This window comes from Ruegeria sp. CDSC025 (assembly GCF_059610805.1).
Genome location: NZ_JBXWOJ010000010.1, coordinates 19,780 through 42,387 on the forward strand (window position 1 = coordinate 19,780; position 22,608 = coordinate 42,387).

At 56.8% G+C, this 22,608-nt stretch carries 20 protein-coding genes; 13 read left to right on the plus strand and 7 right to left on the minus strand.

What is annotated here, in order from left to right; genetic code table 11:
- The first annotated feature begins 223 nt into the window (after positions 1 to 223).
- The 4 genes from AC2FH8_RS14460 to AC2FH8_RS14475 all read left to right on the plus strand — a co-directional run bounded on the left by AC2FH8_RS14460 (position 224) and on the right by AC2FH8_RS14475 (position 4,457).
- Positions 224 to 1,195, plus strand: a complete 972-nt coding sequence (locus AC2FH8_RS14460) for a hypothetical protein (RefSeq protein WP_496690083.1) — start codon at positions 224 to 226, stop codon at positions 1,193 to 1,195.
- A gap of 111 nt (positions 1,196 to 1,306) precedes the next feature.
- Positions 1,307 to 3,751 (plus strand): zinc-dependent metalloprotease, encoded by a 2,445-nt coding sequence (locus AC2FH8_RS14465; protein WP_496690084.1) that lies wholly within the window; start codon positions 1,307 to 1,309, stop codon positions 3,749 to 3,751.
- Positions 3,748 to 4,161, plus strand: a complete 414-nt coding sequence (locus AC2FH8_RS14470) for a hypothetical protein (RefSeq protein ID WP_281995173.1) — start codon at positions 3,748 to 3,750, stop codon at positions 4,159 to 4,161. The genes AC2FH8_RS14465 and AC2FH8_RS14470 overlap by 4 nt, the downstream gene beginning before the upstream one ends.
- The gene (locus AC2FH8_RS14475; protein ID WP_496690085.1) at positions 4,158 to 4,457 is read left to right on the plus strand and encodes a hypothetical protein; all 300 of its coding nucleotides are present in this window, start codon (positions 4,158 to 4,160) and stop codon (positions 4,455 to 4,457) included. The genes AC2FH8_RS14470 and AC2FH8_RS14475 overlap by 4 nt, the downstream gene beginning before the upstream one ends.
- 849 nt (positions 4,458 to 5,306) lie before the next feature.
- On the opposite strand, the gene AC2FH8_RS14480 is transcribed toward AC2FH8_RS14475, so the two are convergent.
- Entirely contained in the window at positions 5,307 to 6,329 is a 1,023-nt protein-coding gene (locus AC2FH8_RS14480; protein ID WP_496690086.1) for a hypothetical protein, read from the minus strand.
- A gap of 181 nt (positions 6,330 to 6,510) precedes the next feature.
- Positions 6,511 to 7,692 carry an adenylate/guanylate cyclase domain-containing protein gene (locus tag AC2FH8_RS14485; RefSeq protein ID WP_496690087.1) on the minus strand — a complete coding sequence of 394 codons (1,182 nt, stop codon included), beginning with the start codon at positions 7,690 to 7,692 and terminating at the stop codon, positions 6,511 to 6,513.
- 847 nt (positions 7,693 to 8,539) lie between these two features.
- On the opposite strand from AC2FH8_RS14485, the gene AC2FH8_RS14490 reads away from it, so the two are divergent.
- Genes AC2FH8_RS14490 through AC2FH8_RS14520 form a run of 7 tightly spaced genes read left to right on the plus strand, consistent with a single transcriptional unit; the run spans position 8,540 to position 17,312 of the window.
- Positions 8,540 to 10,639: a hydantoinase/oxoprolinase family protein gene (locus AC2FH8_RS14490; protein WP_281995175.1), complete on the plus strand. Its 2,100-nt coding sequence runs from the start codon at positions 8,540 to 8,542 to the stop codon at positions 10,637 to 10,639.
- On the plus strand, positions 10,636 to 12,285 hold the full coding sequence (locus AC2FH8_RS14495; protein ID WP_281995176.1) for a hydantoinase B/oxoprolinase family protein: 1,650 nt from the start codon (positions 10,636 to 10,638) through the stop codon (positions 12,283 to 12,285). The genes AC2FH8_RS14490 and AC2FH8_RS14495 overlap by 4 nt, the downstream gene beginning before the upstream one ends.
- A complete protein-coding gene (locus tag AC2FH8_RS14500) occupies positions 12,282 to 13,364 on the plus strand; it encodes a pyridoxal phosphate-dependent aminotransferase (RefSeq protein ID WP_281995177.1) in 1,083 nt (360 codons plus the stop codon). Before AC2FH8_RS14495 ends, AC2FH8_RS14500 begins: the two co-directional genes overlap by 4 nt.
- The gene (locus tag AC2FH8_RS14505; RefSeq protein WP_496690088.1) at positions 13,361 to 14,104 is read left to right on the plus strand and encodes a maleate cis-trans isomerase family protein; all 744 of its coding nucleotides are present in this window, start codon (positions 13,361 to 13,363) and stop codon (positions 14,102 to 14,104) included. Before AC2FH8_RS14500 ends, AC2FH8_RS14505 begins: the two co-directional genes overlap by 4 nt.
- On the plus strand, positions 14,101 to 15,447 hold the full coding sequence (locus AC2FH8_RS14510; RefSeq protein ID WP_496690089.1) for an MmgE/PrpD family protein: 1,347 nt from the start codon (positions 14,101 to 14,103) through the stop codon (positions 15,445 to 15,447). The genes AC2FH8_RS14505 and AC2FH8_RS14510 overlap by 4 nt, the downstream gene beginning before the upstream one ends.
- Complete coding sequence (locus tag AC2FH8_RS14515; RefSeq protein WP_281995180.1) at positions 15,440 to 16,408, plus strand: D-2-hydroxyacid dehydrogenase; 969 nt, start codon at positions 15,440 to 15,442, stop codon at positions 16,406 to 16,408. The genes AC2FH8_RS14510 and AC2FH8_RS14515 overlap by 8 nt, the downstream gene beginning before the upstream one ends.
- 34 nt (positions 16,409 to 16,442) lie before the next feature.
- Entirely contained in the window at positions 16,443 to 17,312 is an 870-nt protein-coding gene (locus tag AC2FH8_RS14520) for a dihydrodipicolinate synthase family protein (RefSeq protein ID WP_299799533.1), read from the plus strand.
- A 202-nt stretch (positions 17,313 to 17,514) separates the two neighbouring features.
- On the opposite strand, the gene map is transcribed toward AC2FH8_RS14520, so the two are convergent.
- The gene (gene map, locus AC2FH8_RS14525) at positions 17,515 to 18,369 is read right to left on the minus strand and encodes a type I methionyl aminopeptidase (protein WP_170510864.1); all 855 of its coding nucleotides are present in this window, start codon (positions 18,367 to 18,369) and stop codon (positions 17,515 to 17,517) included.
- Positions 18,370 to 18,450: 81 nt separating this feature from the next.
- Between map and AC2FH8_RS14530 the strand changes: the two genes are divergently transcribed.
- Positions 18,451 to 18,657: a ParD-like family protein gene (locus AC2FH8_RS14530; protein ID WP_170510867.1), complete on the plus strand. Its 207-nt coding sequence runs from the start codon at positions 18,451 to 18,453 to the stop codon at positions 18,655 to 18,657.
- Positions 18,658 to 19,026: 369 nt separating this feature from the next.
- Here AC2FH8_RS14530 and AC2FH8_RS14535 read toward each other — a convergent pair whose 3' ends face one another.
- The 3 genes from AC2FH8_RS14535 to AC2FH8_RS14545 are packed head-to-tail and all read right to left on the minus strand — an operon-like array spanning position 19,027 to position 21,092.
- Positions 19,027 to 19,767, minus strand: a complete 741-nt coding sequence (locus AC2FH8_RS14535) for an SDR family oxidoreductase (RefSeq protein WP_170647749.1) — start codon at positions 19,765 to 19,767, stop codon at positions 19,027 to 19,029.
- Positions 19,768 to 19,795: 28 nt separating this feature from the next.
- Positions 19,796 to 20,644 (minus strand): ergot alkaloid biosynthesis protein, encoded by an 849-nt coding sequence (locus tag AC2FH8_RS14540; protein WP_170510873.1) that lies wholly within the window; start codon positions 20,642 to 20,644, stop codon positions 19,796 to 19,798.
- Positions 20,637 to 21,092: a nuclear transport factor 2 family protein gene (locus tag AC2FH8_RS14545; RefSeq protein WP_170510876.1), complete on the minus strand. Its 456-nt coding sequence runs from the start codon at positions 21,090 to 21,092 to the stop codon at positions 20,637 to 20,639. Before AC2FH8_RS14545 ends, AC2FH8_RS14540 begins: the two co-directional genes overlap by 8 nt.
- Positions 21,093 to 21,150: 58 nt before the next feature.
- Here AC2FH8_RS14545 and AC2FH8_RS14550 point away from each other — a divergent pair, with 58 nt between their 5' ends.
- Positions 21,151 to 21,786, plus strand: a complete 636-nt coding sequence (locus AC2FH8_RS14550) for a TetR/AcrR family transcriptional regulator (RefSeq protein ID WP_170510879.1) — start codon at positions 21,151 to 21,153, stop codon at positions 21,784 to 21,786.
- 57 nt (positions 21,787 to 21,843) lie between these two features.
- Here AC2FH8_RS14550 and AC2FH8_RS14555 read toward each other — a convergent pair whose 3' ends face one another.
- Positions 21,844 to 22,593 carry an SDR family oxidoreductase gene (locus AC2FH8_RS14555; protein WP_496690090.1) on the minus strand — a complete coding sequence of 250 codons (750 nt, stop codon included), beginning with the start codon at positions 22,591 to 22,593 and terminating at the stop codon, positions 21,844 to 21,846.
- Positions 22,594 to 22,608: the final 15 nt, after the last annotated feature.

Below are 22,608 nucleotides of genomic sequence, written 5' to 3' on the forward strand. Positions count from 1 at the left end.
TGTCCGGCCCGAACAATTAACTCATGCGGATCAAAGAGGAATTAGTGCCGCACACGAAGTGTAATCTCGAATGGATCATTGAGTGCCGAGAGCTACTGATGAACTATGTCTGCATTGTCCCCGGCTTTTGACCCTAAACATAAAAAGGAGGGCTCGAATGAAATGGCAGATCATCGCTCTGGCGTGCTTGGGCCTATGTATCTCGTCTTTGGCAATATGGCTGGTGAACCGCAAAGTTTTGTCAATTGAACCGATAGACGCGCCGTCAGAAACACTGTTCGATACTGGGCGGGAAGTAGACTTGGCGAGCATCGAGCAGCGTTTGTTGGATGTCGGGCTCCACCCCACAGGTGCGTTGAGTGACTTGGGTGTTGACGATCATTTAGCCCGACTTGAAGCAAATGAGGTTAGCGCTACCACCTTGTTCGTCTATGCGGATGCCATTGAGACGCTAACGACCCGAAGTATGGAACGGGGCCAGGCTTTGCCTCCAACTTTGTGGGATGTCAGTACGCCTGCGCTCATTGACGCCGGTTGGACTGTTTATTCACTCACGACCGCACTTGCTTCGGAAGCAGGTGGTATCCACGTTGACCTTTTGACGGACGCCTATGGCGCGTTTGTAAATAACCGGCCCAACGCTTTGGAAGGGGCGTTGGCATTGCTGCCGCTTGCGGGCGACTACGTCCGCGCTTTGCCGGAAAATGCGCGGGCGGAACGTGAAGCTCACGCTAAAACAGATGGTCAAGCGACGGTGCTGATATGGCAGGCGCTTTTGACGGGCACGCACCGCTATAATCCGATCACCCACAAACCCCTTTGGAGCCATGGATTTGTAGGGCATTTCAGCGTGCCGCACATTCATCAATATGCGACCGGAACAGGTCAAACCCCCAGTCAAGTCTGGGGTGTTGAGGGGTTCAATTCGAGATTTGTCGGGACAACGTCGAACTCAAACCAAGTGGAGCATCTTGGGATCAGTTCGCTGCTGCAAGGAGTGGGCAATGTCCCGAGCGCAGTGCTCAGTGCCGTGGAGGCCCTCGAAGAATACATCAACCATGAAGATCCGATTGCCGGAGCGGCCGACAGAGCTTTGAACGAAGTCGTTCGCAACGTTCTGGTTCCCAGAATGGAAGAGGAGCCACTGGATTTGGCTGCTGCACTTCGGGCGGCGTTTGCTGCGGAACCGGAATAATACGTGGGGCGACATAAACTCAAGTGCTGCTGAATACCTGATTGCACTTGCAGGAGTTCGCCTTAATCTTTGGGCTTCGACATGCAGTTGTCGTGACTGGAGAAATCAAACATGAGGCTCTTTGTAATTCTTGTAGTATCATTGCATGTCCTGTCGACCGGTGCGGTTGCCGAGGGTGAGCCTGACTTCCAAAGCTTGATCGCAGGTGCTGTGGTCAGCGAAGGAGCGGCAACGATTTATGAAAAAGATGGGTCGTATCTTTTGGCAGTGCCTCCCGAAGTCTTAGACCGAACCCTGTTCTGGAGCGCGGAAGTGGCGCGATATCCTGCCGATGCAGTAGCGCTTCTGGGGACAGAAATTGCGACCCATGCGGTCAAACTAGAGCGACAAGGCAGCCGGTTATTGGTCCGTTCCTTGTCCTCAGGATCAGTGCGGATTACGGACCAATTAGGCGCGGTTTCGCCTGATCTAAAGATACGGCCAATAGACATTGCCATCGCCAACGCCCAGATCGGGCCCGTTCTGCTGGCCTTTGAAATCATGGCGGAAGATGAAGACGGATACATGTTGGTCGATGTAACCGAAGCATTTTCGTCCGACATTCCAGATGTGTCGGCCAAGGGGCAAATCGCCTCAACGGGCCTCACGCCAATCGGTGTCGATCCTAAACGATCCTACATCTCGCATGCCAGCACATTCCCCGAGAACATTTTTCTCAAGTCGCATCTGACTTTCATGGCTCAGGATCAGTCCGGGCAAGACCGCGCGGTATCAATTGAAGTTGCACATACAATTGCGCTCCTTCCAGAAGAACCTATGGAACGGCGGCGGTTTGACCCGCGTGTAGGTTACTTTTCCAGCGAAGTTCTACAGTTTGAAACTGCAACCGGTGCAGTTGCCGAAAAAACGCAACTTGCCTTGCGGCACCGTTTGGTTCACGCTGACCCTGATGCGCCTTTGCCCTCTGATCCAATCGAACCTTTGGTCTACTATCTGTCACCAGAAATTCCGCAGCGGTGGCGCCCTTATGTTCGCGCGGCAATCGAAGACTGGCAACCAGCCTTTGAAGCGGCCGGGTTCACAAATGCAATTATCGCGAAAGACGCGCCCACCCCTCAAGAAGATCCGGATTGGTCGGTCAATGACGCTCGGTATAATGTCGTCCGTTGGATTGCTCAGCCCGTGGCAAACGCATTGGGTCCGAATGTCCATGATCCGCGCACCGGCGAAATTATCTCTGCGCATATTCTGGTATGGCCAGACGTGATGAACGTGTTTTCGGAATATTATTTTCTGCTGATGTCAGACCTTGATCCGCTGGCTGGGTCTTTACCCTTGCCGGAAGAGTTACAAGGCCGGATTTTGCGCTATGCTGTCAGTCACGAGGTCGGTCATACGCTGGGTCTGCGCCATAATCATCAGGCGTCAACGGCATGGACCACAGAGCAGTTGCGCAATCCTGCATTTGTCTCGGAAAAAGGGTCAACGGCATCGATCATGGCCTATGGGCGGTTTAACTACGTCGCCCGACCGCATGACGGTGTCGATCAATTCTTTCCTCTGGTTGGGACCTATGACACCCATGCCATTGTCTGGGGCTATACACCCGACCTGAGCACGGATGTCCTTGATGCAATTGCTGCGAAGTCGCAAGGCAACCAGGAACTAGTGTGGGGTGCTGCGGAAAAGCCCGACGAGGTTTTCGGTCGATTTGATCCGACCGTTCTGTCCGAAAACATCGGTGCAGACCGTCTTGAAGCGACACGTGCAGGGGTCACTGCGTTACGATCTTCTATCTCCCGTTTGCCGACAGTCGTCCCGCAAACACCTACACGTTCAATTGACATATCGCGCGTGTACGATCAGGGGCGGGACCGATTTATGGGATTTGTTGAGGGCGTCACGCAAATGGTTGGAGGTTTCACTTCAACGTCCAACGATGGCCTGCCCACTGACTTTGTCGATGTTGCAGATCAAAAAGCCGCGGTGACATACCTTGCCTCTGAAGCCATTGCCGATCTGGAACTGTTTGCGGCCCCGGCAATTCTGGCCGAGATCAGGCCCATCGGAGGCCTCGAAACCGTGGACAGCATGGCGACTGCGATTATCGAAGGTCTGCTGGATCCGGTGGTTATCCGCCGCGTATATACACAATATACGCTGAGGCCGGAACGCGCGTTCGGTGTGCCAGAGATGCTAGCCGAGGTCACGGATGCAATGCTTGCCGGCGATATTGCAATTGAGGATATGACGCCGGCAAAAAGTGCAGCCCTAAAGCGTTACATCGAGCTCTTGGGAGAGTTGCCGGAGTATGCAGGCGATCCATCGAATGAGCTGCTTGCATTGCTCGGGTTTCCGCGCGGATTTGTCGAAATGGCCAAGGCAGACCTGTCAGACACAGGCGTTGCTGACGCGGCGACAGTTGAGCTGGCGCGTCTGGCGGAAGCTTTGACACCGGAGGAGGATGGTATTGCAACGAAACTGCTCAAAGACGTTGAAAAAGTCATCGGTATTGAGATCGAAAACGACAAATCACAAGAGAAAGAAACGGAATGATACGAAAAGGACCGATGCTGTTTGCCGGTTTGATACTGGCGGGATGTGGGACGCAACAGTCCAGCGAAGACACGCTCCGGCAGCACGGGTATTCGGCAAACTATGTCGCCGGCTACCATGATGGATGCCCCAGCGGAAAACGCGCAGGCGGCGATAGCTTTCAGCAGGGCGCGCGCGATGATGCTGCCTACGCCGCAGGAGGCGACTACAAAACCGGCTGGGACTATGGTTTCCTGACCTGTCGCGAGACCGAGGCAAAGAATGAGAGGACAGCAGCCATCATAGGTGCGGCAGTTGCGGGCGGAATGTCCAGCAGCCATGGTGCAGATGGTATCGATGCGCGCGATGCACTCAAAGGGATAGATACTTCAGGATTGGAGGGCGTGGATTGGAACGCAGTGCAGCAATGAACAGAAAAATTCAACTACTGGGTGCTGCGTGCAGCCTGACTGTAATCAGCGCGTCGGCGACATATGCCTTTGACCGTGAAACAACCGAGGCGCTGAAGGCCTGTCACGATGAGGTGTGGACTGTCGATGCGTATGCGGATCTCCCAAACGCTGCCATATCAGTATGGCCAGCAAGTTCGGAAGATGGCCTGACCAAAGTGTACTGGGTTGTCGACTGGACCGACCCCGACATACAGGCAGCCGGACAGTGCCAATACCAAGCTGGTGGCATTATCGGTTTCGAGCCGTTCGACTAACTCTCGGTTCGCAGTGCACACTGGGGCCTTGTCCGGCCCTGTTCAACTTGGTGCGGTCAAGAATTTAAACTCTCCAGTTAATTTGTATTTGGAACCCTGTGTAACTGAAGCCGCTGACTAAGCTGCGCTGGACAAGAGCGGATCGTGCCTTGGACAGTCGCCAACAAATCGAAAAGAAACAGCTTAGGCGTTGGGCTACCTACGGCTTCGCTGATAAGAAAGGGAGGTTTCGCTTCCCCAAAATATACGGTTCGTTCAAAGTGACCATTACTACCTGCGTTTTCGGCAAATAGCCAGTTTCCAGTTTAACCGGTTTAAGCAGAGTTTAATGACCGCTTTCGGCAAATTTCTCGGCATCACCGCGAAGACGCCTGAATTTGTTGGCCAAGCAGTAGCCAATTTCGCTGAGAAAGGATTAGGACTGCTTCGTCCGCAATCCGTAAGTTCGACCAGCGTCGAAGTATGCGCCTGCAGCGAATGTCCGGTAAGCGGGCTGCGAGCCCAGCATCTTGAAGGTAGTCCGAAGGTCCGGAAAGGGCCGTCCTCGAAGATGGCGCGATCGCACAGCTAAGCGGATGCTGCGTTGCATCCGATGACCGCGAAGAGCTCATAGTGCCTGATACTGCATGGTGCACGAACGTCGGCTTTGTCTACAGCCACGACTAAGAAACCAATCAACATTGTACCGTGTTGTCCAAGAGGTTGGTACCACAAGCTCACTGGTGCCGGTGTTTCTTGCACACTACCTACACTATGAATTTAATTAACATGGCACGTGATGACAGGTCCCCACTTTTTCGCGCCCATTTTTAAGCGTAAGCAAGTGGCACTCACGATATTTGGTTGGGCCTAACTGCCCGGGCCAAGAGAACAGGTCAGGTTGCCACCATACCATCCGGCAAACACGCCGCGCGAACGTTGACCTTTGAGCTTTCTTTTCAAAAGTAATCCTGCTTCGGTGTTAGGATAGTTGCGAAGATAAGCCTCCGCCCAAGCAAGATTGTGGTACCTATCGCTTCGCGTAGACCAGAAAAAGGTGTCTTGGGGACCACTTAAGCCAACTGGTTTTTTCGGCGCGGCGGATGAATGAACAAGCCATACCAATGCTCCATGGATATCTGTCTGACGGCTCTTATGCCTAAAGCCTTTTCCACCGCCACGCCGCGATGCATCCATCGCAAGCACGAGGTATCCGTATGTGATAAACGTGTAGTGTAGTTGTCGTTTGGCCGGACGTTTGTTACGAGCTTGGTCAAATGTACCGGCCAAAGGGGCATTCGGGCGCATTTGCCGCGCTAGATATGCTAAATCTCTTTCACCTTTTTTGAACGCCTTACGATTACCTGTTTCTGCACCCCAAGCCAAAAGCCCAGCCGCACGGGCGGCATGGCCTTCTTTACCGTACATCTGCTCGAAACCGCCTACTGAGCCAGCTCTTGCTGCAAGTCGATCTCCCCAATCCGCAATTGCGACAATTCTTGGGTCATTTTTTCCCAGAATTGCGCTTAGTGAACTGTACACCATCGACAAGTTGAGCAGAATGTTCGCTTGCCACCAGGCTGCGTCTATCTTCACGCCATCATACAAGCCTTGTTTTTCAAATGCTCTTGCTTGAGCGGCGGCTGCAAGCTGATCGGCGATCTTGCTGGCGTCCATTTTGGAACCGGTACGAAGTAGATGGGAATTTGCTGCGCCGAGCTCATTCATGAAAACAGCGGGAGGTCGGTCTTTGCCGGATGCTGTTTTGAAGGGTTGAGTGATCGGTGCGGTTGTGAATTTGGAAGGCTTGCGTTCCGGGCACCAGGCCTTTCGGTAGGAACTATTCGCGGAGAAGAATTCCAGTCTTTTTTGGGCGTTTGCGAAATCGGCCACTACGGGTTTTGCGCTTAAAATCCCAACACAACATAACAAAATTAAAACGAAAAAGGGCCGCATATTACCAATACTCCACTAAAATACTTATTACTGATGCTAGTGAGGTGTTCTGGATTCAGTCAAGCACCACGCTTGATTTATGAACCTTCCGCAAAAGTGTGACTGGTACATTTCGGAATTAGAGTTTGGGAACCTCAACTATGAACGAACGCTTCCATATTGTTGTGTCGTTCCATAGAGGGCTGGTTTTGGGAACATTAGGGCCTTGAAAATTTCCGAAATCCTGATTGCCGCTGCTGTTGTCTGGACTACCCCGCTTCCAATTGGAGAATTTCATCGGCTCACTATTTGCCCATCCCCAGCCACCATCAGGCTCCGCGCCTTCAGGGTCCTGCACCAAACCAATTAATGGTCCCAGAGCGAGGTTTCCCTCAAACGCCCAGTGCCCATCATCTTCCAGCGTTAGTTGATACACAAAGTCATTTTCTTCTTCGTCAGTGATGGTAACGAGATGTCCACCCAAGGTTTCGGAAACCTTTTCAAGAATCTCAAATTCTGCGCCCCACGTTCTGATTACGTAGTAGGTCGAATCCCCGTATTCGCCGACGGTTACCAAATCAAAAAATTCGAGCAATTCTTTGGGAGATGGATCTAACGTCAGAAAGTCCTCGAGGTATTCAGGGTCAAAATTTTTGGCTTCATCGGATTTGTTTGACAGAAGGGCAAAGGCTGAGAAGCCAATAGATATTAATACAACCCCGAACAAGAGGGGCAAAAAGTACTGCCCACGAACCCAAGCCTGAAGTTTTCGCGCGGCCTTCTCGTAGGTTGGCAGGGTGGCATCACCTACTTTGTACACCTTCAATGGTTGATCAAGGTTTTTGACAAAATGCTCGCCTATTTTTGTGAAGCGGTAATCCAAGCTTCCTTTGACTTGCTCAATAACGTTTTCAGCTAAACAGATACCACCGGGTTCCGAAATCGTCTCAAGTCGGGATGCTACATTCACTCCGTGACCCAACAAATCACCGTTGGGTTGCTGAACCACCTCACCAATATTGATGCCGATCCGGTACCTCATACGGTCGCTTGTTCTAAGCTGAGCATTGTTGACATTGTGTTGTTCTTGAATAGAAATAGCTGCTTCTACCGCGCCGGACGGATTGTCAAAACACGCCAGCACGCTATCGCCTGCCGTGTTTGCGATCCTGCCTCCATAGGACTCGATAATCGGGTCCATAATCGAACGAAGCTCTGCGAGACGATGTAGGGTAGCCTCTTCATCTTTAGAAACGAGCTTCGTAAACCCAGCAACATCTGCCGCCAATATCGTCAATAGTCGCTTTGAGTTTTTGTACACATCAAACTCGCAAAAATACTCACATAACGTTCGAAGTAGGACATTATTAAAGTATGCTGGCAGATTTTGGATGCTGTATCAACAAATGGTGATGGCGCTTCGCGTTTAGCCTATTTTCAAGCGAAAGGATTTCATTCGTCAGAGAATGTAGCCAAGCCTACTGGCAAACGTCTCTAAAATTCAGACAATGCTATTTCTAGACTATTGTAACGCCATCCAAAGTTATCGTTTATTGATTGCCCGGAACAATAGCGGACTTTGGTAGCCATACCGCAAACGTCAGCTTTGTCCCGCATGTCTAAGTTCAGGCAGCCTTTGATTTTGCGCTCGCAGCGAACGGCAGGTTCGACGGGCCGCGCCGTAGCATAGAGTCTACAGGCTGAAGGTCCGGTTGGGGCCGTCCTTGCTAGGGGCTGTGGCACTTTCTGGCCAAGATGCTGCGATCGATCTAACGGCGGCCGTGAGCCCAAAATAACAAATGCTGCAGCTTGCCCGAAGGTGTGAAATACTGGTGAAACCGGACATTAGTCATGGGAAAATTTCCTGAGAACGAACACTGATATGTGAGTTGGTTGCTGCCATCTGCAAGTAACACTGCGATCGCGAGTGCCTGCTGGACAGGTTCACATTTCTGTTGACAGCCCGTCCTGTGCTCGGGCAGCCTTTCTGAAGTTGGAAAGAGCGAGAGCGGCCAAATATGGCGCAATGCATGATGGTAAACCAGGGACGTCGGGCAATCGGCTGTGATCTCGTGGTATGACGTGAAGCTGCCTATTGGCCGATTCAGCAGTTGCTGAACCGGGTATCCACACCTCTTCTGACTTTCCCGCTTTTTTGGTTTCTCTACATGCACAACACGAACGGGTTACGCCTTGCCGTCGATATTGGTGGCACTTTCACTGACACAGTCCTGGTTGATGGGCAGGGGCATATCCTTGCCACCACCAAAACACCGACCACCCCTGAAAACCCGACCCTTGGGGCGCTTGCGGGTGCCGAACATGTGTTGGCCGCGACAGGGGCAGACTGGTCGCAAATCGGCGGCTTCATCCATGGCACGACACTGGCCACCAATGCTCTGATCGAGCGGCGCGGGTCGGTTGTGGCCACGGTGACGAGTGAGGGGTTCCGCGATATTCTCGAGATCGCCTATGAACGCCGCTACAGCCAGTATGATATTAACCTGGTCAAACCTGATCTGATCGTGCCGCGTTCGCGTGCCTTTACCATCGGAGGGCGGATGGATGCGCGTGGGCAGGTGTTGCAACCGCTCGATGAGGAGGGCGTTGCCCGACTGGCTGGGGAACTAGCGGCCTGTGGCACCGAAGCCGTAGCGATCTGTCTGATGCATGCCTACGCCAACCCGGCACATGAACTGAGGCTGCGCGATCTTCTGCTGGCGGCAATGCCCAATCTGGTGATCTCGCTATCGCATGAGGTCAGCCCCGAGGCGCGTGAATTCGACAGGCTCTCAACCACCATCGCCAACGCCTATATCCAGCCTCAGATGGCCAGCTACCTGACCGATTTCCAGGCACGTTTCAGTAATGAGGGGCTGACTTGCCCGATCCTGATGATGACCGCGGGCGGTGGCATGACGACGATGGAAACCGCCGCGCGTCTGCCGATCCGGCTGGTGGAATCCGGCCCTGCTGGAGGGGCCATTCTGGCCGCGCGCATCGCTGCCGAGACCGGCGAGCGCGAGGTGCTGAGTTTCGATATGGGGGGCACGACGGCCAAGCTGTGTCTGATCGACCGATACCGTCCGCAGACCGCGCGCAAGTTCGAAATCGCGCGCGCGGCGAGGTTCATCAAGGGCTCGGGCATGCCGGTGCGCATCCCGGTGATCGAAATGATCGAGATCGGCGCGGGCGGCGGCTCGATCGCCCATGTGGATCGGTTGGGCCGCCTGCAGGTCGGACCAGAGAGCGCGGGGTCCGAGCCCGGACCCGCCGCCTTTGCCAAGGGCGGAACCGAGCCGACGGTGACCGATGCCGACGTGATGCAGGGGCTGATCGAACCCGGACGCTTTGCCGAAGGGCGGCTCAGGATCGACATGGAGGCGGCGGAAAGGGCGCTTGCCTTGGGCGTCGGGCAGACGCTGGAGCTTGAGGCCGTACAGGCCGCCTATGGGGTCAGCGAGATCGTGGATGAGAACATGGCCGCCGCAGGGCGAATGCACGCGGTGGAGTCGGGCAAGGATCTGAACGCGTGGCTGATGATCGCCTTTGGCGGCAATGGCCCCCTGCATGCCACCCGGGTGGCGCGGCGTGCGCAGGTTGACCGCATTTTGATCCCGCGCGATCCCGGGGTCGGCTCGGCAGTGGGGTTCCTGTTCGCGCCGGTCTCTTTCGAGATCATCCGCTCGCGCTATAGCACACTTGAGACGCTTGATCTGGATGGGCTCAACGCCTTTTTTGGCGCAATGATCGTCGAGGCCGAGGCCGTGGTGAGGGCAGGTGCGCCAGAGGGCCTGCTGACCCGGCGGCGGCAGGCTTTCATGCGTTATCACGGGCAGGGGCACGAGATTGAAATCCCGCTGCCTGACCGGGCTTTGGAAGAGACGGATATTCCTGCACTTCGCCGCGCCTTCGAGGAGGAATACAGCCGCCAGTTCAGCCGCGCTGTGCCGGGCATGAAGATCGAGATCCTGAACTGGGCGCTTGAGGTTGCTTCCGAACCGCCAGCGCTGGAGCATTACCCCGAAATCCTCGTGAAACAGCCCGCGCAACCGTCCGGGCAGCGGCGCGTCCTGTGCGATGTCACCGGTGAATGGCGCGAGGCGGAAATCCATGAGCGCGGGGTGCTCAGACCCGGCGACCATCTTGATGGCCCCGCCCTGATCATCGAGCCGCAGACTACCACATTCGTCAGTGCCGATTTCGCGGCGCACGTGGATGGCGGCGGCAATATCTGGCTCACACGCAACCGGGAGGGCGACCAATGAGCACCACCGACACCCGCCTGCAGGTCATGTGGAACCGGCTTCTGGCCGTGGTCGAGGAACAGGGTCAGGCGCTGATCCGCGCCGCCTTTTCCCCCATCGTGCGCGAATGCGGCGATATTTCCGCCGGCATCTTTGATCTGCAAGGCCGGATGCTCGCCCAGGCCGTGACTGGCACGCCAGGTCATATCAATACCATGGCCGAGGCGGTAAAGACCCTGCGCAGCCGGTTTCAGCTTCAGGATATGAAGCCCGGCGACATTTATCTGACTAATGATCCCTGGATTGCCTCGGGGCATCTGAACGATTTCCTGCTGATGATGCCGGTGTTTTATAAAGATTGCGTGGTCGGCTTTACCTCCTGCACCTCGCATCTGGTCGATCTGGGCGGGCTTGGCATGGGGCCAGAGGGCACGGATATCTATGACGAGGGGCTGCTCATCCCGCCCTGCAAACTGATGGACGAGGGTATGTTGAACTCCCTCCTGATGGAGATCGTCAAAGCCAATTCGCGCGAACCCGTCGCCAACGAGGGCGACATCTATGCGCTGATCGCCTGTTGCGAGGCCGGCGCGGAGCGGCTTGCGGGCATGATGGATGAGTTCGGCATCGACCATCTGGATGAACTGGCCGACTACATCATCGACACCTCATATCGCGGTACGATTGAGGCCATCGCGGAATTGCCCAATGGGACATGGCACAATGTTCTGAAAGTGGACGGATATGAGCAAGAGATTGATCTGCATGCTGCCCTGACCATTGCCGAGGATCGCGTTGCACTGGATTTCTCCGGCACATCGGGCCTGTCGAACAAGGGCATCAACGTGCCGCTCAACTATGCCACTGCATATTCAGTGTTTGCCCTTCGCTGCATCATCGGGCCGGATATTCCCAACAACGCGGGCTCGCTCGCACCCTTCCGTGTCATCGGGCCAAAAAACTGCATCCTGAACGCACAGCCGCCTGCGCCGGTGGCCATGCGCCACACGCTGGGCCAGATGACACCCGATCTGGTCTATGGCTGCCTGTCACAGGTTCTGCCGGATCAGGTGCCTGCCGAGGGCGCATCCTGCATGTATAACCTGCCGCTGCGCCACACTCCCGAGGCGGTTTCGCAGGGCGGCACACAATTCGCGCTGGAATTGGTGTTCAGCGGCGGAACTGGCGCACGGCCTGGTCTGGACGGGCTGTCGGCCACCGCTTTTCCCTCGGGCGTCTGGGGCTCGCAGGTGGAAACCACCGAGGCGGTCGCGCCGGTTCTGATCACCCGGCGCGAGCTCAAGCCCGACAGTGGTGGGCCCGGGCGGACACGCGGCGGGCTGGGTCAGCATATCGAGATGCGATCTGCGGTAGATGAGGATTTCATGCTGTTTCTTTCGGTCGAACGGGTTCTGAACCCCGCACGCGGGCGGTTTGGCGCAGCAAACGGTGCGCCGGGACGCATCCGCATTGGCCAGGAAGGGCCTGACCTGCCCGGCAAGGGCGAGGTCCGGGTGAAGGCAGGTGAAACTCTGATCTTCGAAACCCCGGGCGGTGGCGGTTTTGGTAATCCGCAGGATCGCCCGCGCGAAGATGTTCAGCGTGACCTTGAGGAAGGTTTGATAAGCCGGAAGGTGGCGCGCGAAGTCTATGGGATGAAGCCATGATCAGCCCCGTTGCCCATATAGCCTCCATGTCGCCCTATGCCCTGGCTCAACTGAACGCGCCCGAGGTAAAGCGCCTGATCTCGCTGTCTCAGAACGAAAGCCCACGCCCACCCAGCCCGCTTGCCATCGAGGCCGGTGCGCAAGCGCTGAAGGCAGGGCATCTCTATCCCGATCCGGACTGGGGCGAATTGCGTTTGGCGCTGTCTGGTCTGCACGGCATCCCCGCAGAAGGTATCCTGTGCGGCAACGGTTCGATGGAGCTGATCGCCTGCCTCGTGCAGGCTTTTGCCGATGAGCAAAACGCGGTGCTGGCCCCGCAGCACGCCTATCCCTTCTTCCGAACAGCCGCGCAGCTGGTGCAGGCGCGCTTTGATGTGGCCCCTGAATGCGACGGGCGCGTTTCGGTCGATGCTCTGCTGGCTGCTGTACGGCCCGACACCCGCATCGTATTCGTTGCCAATCCCGGCAACCCCACCGGCACCCGTATCTCACGCGCAGACCTTGTTCGTCTGCGCGAGGGCTTGTCGGGCGATACCCTGCTGGTGATCGACGAAGCCTACGGCGAATTTGCCGATCATCTGGGTGAGCCCATGTTCGATCTGGTCGAACATGGCGATACGGTGGTACTGCGCACCTTCTCCAAGGCATATGGGCTGGCCGGTATGCGGGTGGGTTGGGGGCTGTTCCCGGCGGAGATTGCTGGCGAGATCCGCAAGGTGATGAACCCCAACAACATCTCGCTTGCCGGTCAGGCGGCCGCAAAAGCCGCACTCTTGGATCAGGGCTATATGCGTGCGACCTGTCAGAAAACGGTGAGACTGCGCGATGGGTTGCGCCAACGGCTGATGCAGGCCGGGTTGGACGTGCCAGAGAGTTTCACCAATTTCATCCTGATCCGATTTGCAAGCCCGGAGAAGGCGCACCGCGCTGACGAAGCCCTTCGTGCGGAGGGTGTGTTTCTGCGTCCGCAAGGCGGGGCTGGGCTTGCAGATTGCCTACGCGCGACCATCGGTGTCGCGGTAGATATCGACATCGCCGCCGGGATTCTGGAACGCAGGGCAGAGGGGGAAAAGACATGACACAATCGCGCGGACGTGCCCGGTTCGGCATTCTGGTGCCCTTCACCAATACAAATCTCGAACCTGACATGGCGCTTTTACGCCCTGACGGCGTGTCCATGCATTTTGCCCGTATGGGGGGCTATGATCAGAACGAGATCCCGGATGCGGACCAGATGCACGGGCTGGGCGCGGCTGATCTGGATGAACCGCTGCACCTGTTGCAGGGTGTGCGCCCGGATGTGATCCTCTATGGCTGTACCTCGGCCACGCTGACCCATGGCCCGGCCTTCGACCGTGCGCTTGCCGAACGGATCAAGGCCGATAGTGGGGCCGAGACCGTAACGGCAGCCGGGGCACTGGTGCATGCGCTGCAAACTCTGGGCGTGAACCGCATCGGTTTTGCCTCGCCTTACGTATCTGCGATCAACGACTTGGCCGTCGGATTTCTGGCCGAGACCGGTTTTGAAACCGTGGCCCGGTCCGAGGTCAGCGATGCGTTGGACAACTACGGACAGGGCAATCTGGACCCGCAGGCGGTGTTCGACCTGGGCCTTGCCACCGACCATCCAGAGGCCGAAGCAATTGTGCTGTCCTGCACCGACATGCGGAGTGTCGAGAGCATTGGCCGTCTGGAGGCTGAAGTGCGCAAGCCGGTGATCAGCTCGAACCAGGCGATGATGTTTCAGGCCATGCAGCTTGCCGGTATCAGCGAAGCCCTGCCGGGATATGGCCAGTTACTGGAAAGGGAACGGCTATGAACTTTGACCGGATCGCCGAATTCGTGCTTGCGGGCCAAGACATGCCGCAAAGCGCGCTTAACGTGGCCGCGACGCTGCTGATCGACACATTCGGCGTGGCGGCAGGGGCTGCGCATATGGAGGCGGGACGGATTGCGCGCGATCACGCCTTTGCCTTTCACGGCGCAGGTGCCCCGGAACACGCGGCCCATTTGATGTTCGATGGCCGCCGCGCCTCAATCCCCGGTGCCGTCTTTGCCGCTGCGACCCAGATCGACAACCTCGACGCCCACGATGGCCTCAATCCAACCAAGGGTCATATCGGCTGCGCTGTGGTGCCCGCACTGTTTGCCTTCGCCGAAGCCCGACCAGAGCTTTCCGCGCGCGATGCACTATCTGCGCTCGTCATGTCCTATGAGGTCGCTTCCCGAGCAGCCTTTGCCTTGCATGCAACAGTTAGCGACTATCACACATCCGGGTCATGGAACGCGCTGGGCGTGGCGGCGCTGGGGTGCCGTCTGCTGGGCGCAAATCCCGGCCAGCTGCGCCAGGCGCTCGGGATTGCCGAGTACCACGGCCCGCGCAGCCAGATGATGCGCGAGATCGCCAATCCGACGATGTTGCACGATGGGTCAGGTATGGGCGCGCTGGTGGGGGCGATGGCGGCGTTGCTGGCGATGGACGGTTTTACCGGTGCGCCTGCTATCACTGTCGAGGCTGATGAGGTGGAAGATTGCTGGTCTGATCTGGGCAAGGTCTGGACCATCGAGCACAACTACATCAAGCCCTATCCGATCTGCCGCTGGGCGCATGCGGCGCTTGATGCTTTGTCCGGTCTGATGCGGGATCACGGTTTCTCCGCAGGCGACGTGACCCGGATCGAGGTGAACACATTTTCCGAGGCCGCGGCGCTGTTCCCCGGCATGCCCGCAACCACATCGCAGGCCCAGTATTCCCTTCCCTTCGCGCTGGCCGTGATGCTGGTGCATGGCCGGATCGGGCCGGGGCACATTACCGGTACAGCCCTGAGCGACCCGAAGGTGGCCGAAATGCTGGCGCTGATTGCAGTGCGTGAGGAAGATCGGCACAGCAAACGCTTTCCCGCCGGGCGGTGGTCCGATGTCATTGTGACGCTGAAGGACGGCAGCAGGCTTGCCTCAGGCGACGTGCACGCGCGTGGCGGACCCGAAGCGCCCATGGACATGAGCGAGGTCGAGGCAAAATTCCGCATGATGACCGCCGCACACCCAGAGCCCCGCGTCACGGCGCTCTGGGAGATGCGCGAGCGGCTGATGCAGCCGGAAGCCAAATTCAGTGAACTGACAGCACTTGTTCGTGCGTCTATGGAGGAAAACCATGTCTGACACGCCGCGTATTGTTCTGCATAACAGCAATACGGCGCCGCTTGCCCGATGGTTGCGCGCCGCGTTCCCGCAGGCGGAATATCGTGAGTGCAACAGTTACGAAACGCTTCCCGCCCTGATCGACAGCTACCGGCCCGAAATTGTTTACTCGGTTCGCTTCGCAGGCACTCCGGGCTTTCCGCGCGACGCGCTGTTTGGCGCGGGTGGCCCGCGCTGGGTCGCCAATGGCGGGGCGGGTACTGACCATTTCGGCCAATGGGACCCTCAGAAGACCACCGTTACAAATGCTGCGGGCGTGGCGGCCGGGATGATGGCGGAATACATCTTCGGCGGATTTTTGCATTTCACGCTGGATATCTCGGGCCTGCAACAGGACAAGGACGCGCGGGTCTGGAATGCCCGCACAGTCAGGCCGCTGGCGGGCAAGACGCTCCTGATTATCGGGCTGGGTCATACCGGTCAGGCGGTGGCGGCGCGCGCCAGGGCTTTCGGTATGAAGGTTCTGGGGACCCGCGCCCGGCCAGAGCCGATGGAACATGTCGATGAGGTGCACGCGGCGGATGATCTGCACGACCTTTTGCCGCACGCGGATTTCATCGCGGTCTCGACCCCGCTTATCCCCGCAACGCGCGGGTTGATCGGCGCGCAGGAGATCGCGGCGATGAAACCCGGCGTAATCTTCGCCGATGTCTCGCGTGGCGGCGTGGTGGATCAGACCGCCCTCTACGATGCACTGAGCGTCGGGCATGTGGCGGCGGCGGCACTCGACGTGTTCGAGACCGAACCCCTGCCCGAGATAAGCCCGCTATGGGCGCTGGAAAATGTGATCATCTCACCGCATTGTTCGTCAGTCTTTGCCGAATGGGAAGAAGCCTCGTTCGAACTATTCCTACAAAACCTCGGCCGCTGGATGCGCGGCGAGGGGCTGGTCAATATCGTGGACCCGGCCCGTGGGTATTGAAGGAAACGCTTTGAAAGCCCGCTTGACAGGGGTCGTGACCCCGCTGCTCACCCCCTATGAGGATGACCTTTCCATCGCAGAGGGCCTTTATCTGGACCATGCCGCGTTTTGTCTGGAGGGCGGTGCACATTACCTCTCGCCTTTCGGGACCACCGGCGAGGCTAGCTCGAACACCATGAGTGAACGCATGGGCGTGCTCGAACAGCTTGTTGCATCAGGCACAGTGCCGCCCGAACAGCTTATGCCGGGCACCGGGCTATGCAATCTCGAAGATACCGTCACGCTTACCCGTCATGCGGCTGATCTGGGCTGTGCTGCGGCGATGGTCCTGCCGCCGTTTTTCTACCCGCCCGACGACGAGGGGCTGTATCGTTACTACGGCCAGTTGATCGAAACCCTGGGGGACAAGGCCCCGCGGATCATCCTCTATAACATCCCGCAGAACACGGGGGTGCCGATATCGCCGGCCCTATCCGCCCGGTTAAACGAGGCCTTTCCCGACCATGTGGTGGCCTACAAGGACAGCTCGGGTGACTGGGACAATACCGCCTCCGTCATCCGGGCGGCGCCGGGCCTATCCGTCTTTCCTGCTTCTGAAACACTGCTGGCCAGAGCAATGGCGCTCGGCGCAGGCGGCTGCATTTCGGCAAGCTGCAATTCGAACATCACTGCGATCAGGGCCATGTATGAAGCTGTGCGGGATGGTGACCAGAGCGGAGCAGACACGCTGCAACCGGGACTGGAAACCCATCGCAAAGCAGCACAGGAGGAAGGGTTGATCTGTGGATTGAAAAGCCTGGTGGCCCACCGGTCAAACGACCAGCGCTGGCTCAACCTGCGCCCCCCGCACATGAATGCCGATCCGGCCGCCGGACCGAGACTGGCCACCACACTTCCGCGCTAACCGCAGGACCTCCCTAAAGAGCCAAGGGCAATGTCCGTGATTGCGCGATACCCGGCATTTACCTATTCCAGTTGGGTGGCAGTTACGTCTTGCAATCCGTAAGTTCGACCAGCGTCGAAGTATGCGCCTGCAGCGAATGTCCGGTAAGCGGGCTGCGAGCCCAGCATCTTGAAGGTAGTCCGAAGGTCCGGAAAGGGCCGTCCTAAGCAGATGCTTCCTTGAGTGTAACGCCGGGTGCATGAAGACCCTTGGCTGATCGCGTGAATATCTCGAAGCCATCCGCTGTCACACCGATCGAGTGTTCAAACTGAGCTGACAGCGATCTATCGCGAGTTACAGCGGTCCAATCATCAGCTAGCATTTTGACCTCCCCTCGACCCAGGTTGACCATCGGTTCGACGGTAAAAATCATCCCTTCACGTAACACTGGTCCCTCGCCAGCCTTGCCAAAATTAAGGATATTGGGCGAGTCGTGAAACACCTGTCCAATGCCATGCCCGCAAAAGTCCCGCACGACCGAACAGCGTTCCGATTTTGCATGGGATTGGATTGCATGACCAATGTCGCCGAGCCGTGCGCCAGGACGTACTGCTTTGATCCCAAGCATCATCGCTTCGTGGGTGACCTGGATCAGTCGTTCTGCTGCGCGTTTCGGCTTGCCGATCGCATACATCCGGCTTGAATCGCCGTGCCAGCCATCAAGGATCAGGGTGACATCGACATTGACGATATCACCGTCGCGCAACTTTTTCTCTTTCGGGAATCCGTGGCAAACCACGTGGTTCACTGAGGTGCAGCAGGCGTATTTGTAGCCCTTGTACCCGAGGGTCGCAGGAACTGCGCTATGCGATGCCGCGAAGTCCAGCACGTAGCTGTTGATCTCGGATAGCGAAACTCCGGGAGCTACGAGGTCAGCGACACCGTCCAAACATGCCGCAGTCAAGCCGCCTGCATGACGCATCCCATCAAACGCATCCGCCCCATAAAGTTTGATGCTTTCAGTCCTGCGTGCATCTTGCGCGGGGGGCGCAACGGGGAGGTTGATGTAGCTGTCCATTTGGTTTCCTATGGATTTAGTCGATCTGAAGATTATATACGATTCGTATATGTTTCGTATAATAAAATGGAAGACCTAACGATGGGCATCGTGAAGATTGAAGACGGACTACATGAGGATATTCGTAAGGCCAGCACGGTGATGTGCCGGTCGATCAACGCCCAAGCGGAGTTTTGGATAAGAGTCGGAATGCTCGCTGAGACCAACCCAACTCAAACATTTAATGAGATTATTGCACGGCAACTCAAGGACGCAGACTTGGAACTATCCGATATTGCTGCGGCATAAGTGGAAAATTCTAGGCATCGCCATCCGATGGATTTGGCGGTGTTTCGGTACTGTGCAAGTGAACCTAACCCGTACTATCTCCGTCTTGGCGGTCAGTTCAACCACGCCAGATAGATGGCCATAAAAATCCAAACCAGGACAATCTGTACCACCATAGCGACGATCAGGAACTTTGACCGTTTATAGTCTTGTTTTACGTCGATCTTTTTCATTGAACCATCTCCGGTCTGTCAGATCACTTAGTCTGACACTATTGGTTACATATTCGGAACCGAACCCCACACAAGGCGCGATAGCGCAATGCAGCCATGCATCCAGGAGGCGTTTCTGAACGGTGATAATGTAACGTTAGTCAAAGTGCGGCCATTCTCACACAATTCCACCATTCGCGCGCATGGTCTGGCCGTTGATCCAAGCACTATCCGGCTTGGCTAAGAATGCAACGACGCTTGCGATGTCTTCTGGGGTGCCCAGTCGCTCAAGCGGGGCCATTTTTGCCATCCGGTCCACGACCTCTTGGGGTTTTCCATCAAGAAAAAGGTCCGTTGCTGTCGGTCCGGGCGCGACTGCGTTCACAGTGATCGCGCGACCCCGCAACTCTTTGGCGAATATCGATGTCATGACCTCTACCGCAGCCTTGATGCCTGCATAGACGCCATAGTTCTCAAGCTTTAGCCCCACAACGCTTGAGGAGAAATTGATGATAGCACCTCCGTCGCGAAGACGGTCCGCTGCCTCGCGCAACGTGTTGAATGTCCCTTTAAGGTTTACAGCAACCTGACTGTCGAACAGTGCGTCATCGCTTTGGGCGATAGAGGCAAGTTTCATAATGCCAGCATTGTTCACAAGTACATCGACACCACCAAATTTCTCTTGAGCTGCCTCGAACAGGTGCGCGACTTCGGCTGGGTCCGAGACATCGGCTTTTACGGAGATGGCGTGCCCACCCGCGGCTTTGATTTCGTCAACGACCTTTTGGGCAGCGGTTTGATTGCCCGCATAGTTGACAACAACATTCAAACCTTCGGCTACAAGTCGCTGCGCTATGGCTGCACCGATGCCGCGGGAGGCGCCGGTGACAATTGCTGTTCTCTTTGTCGCGTTTTCCATTTCGATTTTCCATATGATTTGGGATGGCCTATGCCTCGACGTGCGCACGCCAGACTGCTTTGTGACGGGCCGCGAAATCCGCCAAACTGGATGGCTGACGGCCGGTAATGCGCAAAACGTTGTCGGTGACGCGGTCTTCTGAGCCCTCGGCAATACTTGTGTCCATGGCTGCAAGCGTTGTCGCATAGGCTTCTGGTAAACCTGCTGCCCTGTACCGTACCGATAGCTCTGCTTCGCTGAGATTATGATGAGTGACCGGGTTCTTTGTCACCTCGGTCAGAATTTTCGCCACGTCGTCATAACTTAGTACAGCGGGGCCGGTCAGGATGAGATCGTCGGACGCAAACGCGTTCTGAGACAACGCTTCGACGGCGACCGTCGCGATATCTTCGGCGTCGATGAAGCCAACCCGACCGCGACCGGTCGCGGTATGGATTGCGCCTTGATCCCGAATGGGCGCAAGCAGCTGCCCTTCGGAAAAGTTCTGCATGAACCATGTCGGGCGTAGAACGACCCATTCCGGAGCATGATCGCGCAACCAGGCATGAACCGCACCCATCATCGGCCCCCCTGCTTCGAGCGAAGACGCGCTGAGTAGGACAAATCGTTTCACACCTTGGCGGATGGCCAATTCCATAAATGGGATCATCGCTGGCAGAGGCACGGCAACGCCGCTTGGTGCGACCAGATAAATGCTCGAAACGCTTTCCAGTGCTGCAGCCCATGAGGTTTCATCGCTCCAATCAAAGCGAATGTCGTGCGCCGCTTTGGGACGTCGTGTTGCGACGCGATAAGCAAGGCGGCGGTCAGCAAGCTGTGCGGATATGCGGCGACCGGTTGTTCCGGTTCCGCCGGTGATCAAGATGGTGTTACGCACGGGTAAATCCTTTCCCTTCAGGGTTGGGCACGGCATCTCCGGTCGCGGCTAGCGTGATGCGCGGGTCCCAATAGTCAGCGTAGTAGGTGATCTTTCCGTCCCGTGTTTCGATGACGGAGATCCATTTCTGATCGTAGGGCGCGCCAGTGCGCCCTTCGCCGCTGCCAGAAAACTCCAGAACAACCTTGTTGCGGTCTGCCATCTCGCTGACACGCAGGTCAAAAAAGTCGTCGATGCGAATGAGATCAGGCAAAACCTTCAAGTAGCGCGCCAACGCGTCGCGCCCGTCGATGCGCTTGATGAAGCCAGGGGGTGCATAAGGCGCCTCAAACACGCAGTCCTCCGCGAACATGTCGAGAAAGCTTTCGGCGGTAGGGTCGATCCGCTGGCCAAGGCCTTCCCGCAATATGTCAGTCAGACCTTCAAAACGGGTTTGCTCAACAGTCATTGACAAGTCTCCTTTTTCGATGGAACGGTAGCGTATCGACCATATAGGGAGTAAATGAATGGAACGCAACCGTTCCGACGAAAATTCTACGGCAGAGCCATCCACGCGAGTGCCCAGCGGGGCGGCGGTGATGCGGACATCGGTCACGGATGCGCTGACGCGGGCTTTCTTTGAGGAATGGGCGCGCACAGGGATTGGCACACTTAGTCTGGAGCGTGTCGCAAAGCGGGCGGGGGTTGGAAAAGCTGCACTTTATCGGCGCTGGTCCTCGAAACACGAGATGGCAATTGATGTGATCAGCGCCGTTGGCCTCAACCTAACACCGATCCCCGACACCGGGTCCTTGATTGAAGACCTGCGGCTGACCCTGCTTTCCTTGCGCCGTGTTCTGAGGCACCCTTTGATCAAGCGCATTCTGCCAGACTTGCATGCCGAAATGGCCCGTACAAGTTTGCTGAGCACAGAGATACGAACGACACTACAATATGAGCGCCGGGCTCGTGGGGCGACGATTGTCGAGCGTGCCATCGCTCGCGGCGAATTGCCTAAGTGCGCGGACATTGACCTGGCAAATGATGCGCTTGCAAGCATTCTGTACTGGCGGATTATTGTGACTGGCGGGCGCGTGCACCGACAGGATCTGGACAAGATTGCACGCTTCATTGCTGTTGGCCTTGGCGCACAACCAGCGTGAGCCAAGGCGGCGTCGGCAGAAACGCAGCGGCGCAAACCGCTGCTTTTCCGATTTGAATTACGCAGCAAGGGCAACAGCATCACTGCCTGCGGGTACGCGGAATGGGCAATTCTCATCCGTTACAGCCCTCCAAACCGCCGCCACAACATCGGAAGGATGTGTCGGTTCTTTGGATGCGTTTTCCATGAATGACGCCATCACTTGATCGATGAAGGCCTGATAGGCGCCGGGCGTGTCGTGTGCTTCAGACATAAGAGCTCGTGCATTGCTGCCAAAGCTGGTGCTTGGCGCTTGTCCAGGCAAAACCAACCGCGTGCGGATGCCCAACGGCGCCAGTTCCAGCGCGAGACATTCCGTGTATGCGTTCACCGCCGCCTTACTCGCGGTATAGGCGGACAAGAGGGGGAGCGGTTTCATCGTCACGCTTGAGGAAACGTTGACGATGACGCCGCTGCCTTGGGCGCGCATCTGTGGCAAGACAGCTCGGATCATTTCGAACGTGCCAAAGACGTTCGTCTTGAAGAGCGAGCGAACGGTTGCATCTGGTGTGCCTTCAAAGGCACCGAGCCATCCGATACCTGCGTTGTTGACCAATGCGTCGATTGGTCCAGCGGCCTCAACTGCGCGGGCGATACTGCCATGATCTGATACGTCCAGCGGCAGAATGTGCAGGCGGTCTGAGGCAGGCAACACGGTTGGATCGGGTGTGCGCATTGTTGCGACAACCGACCAACCTTGATCAAGGAAATGACGGGCAGTCTCAAGTCCGAAGCCTGAAGAGCATCCGGTGATCAATACGGTTTTCATAGTGTTGTCTCCTTC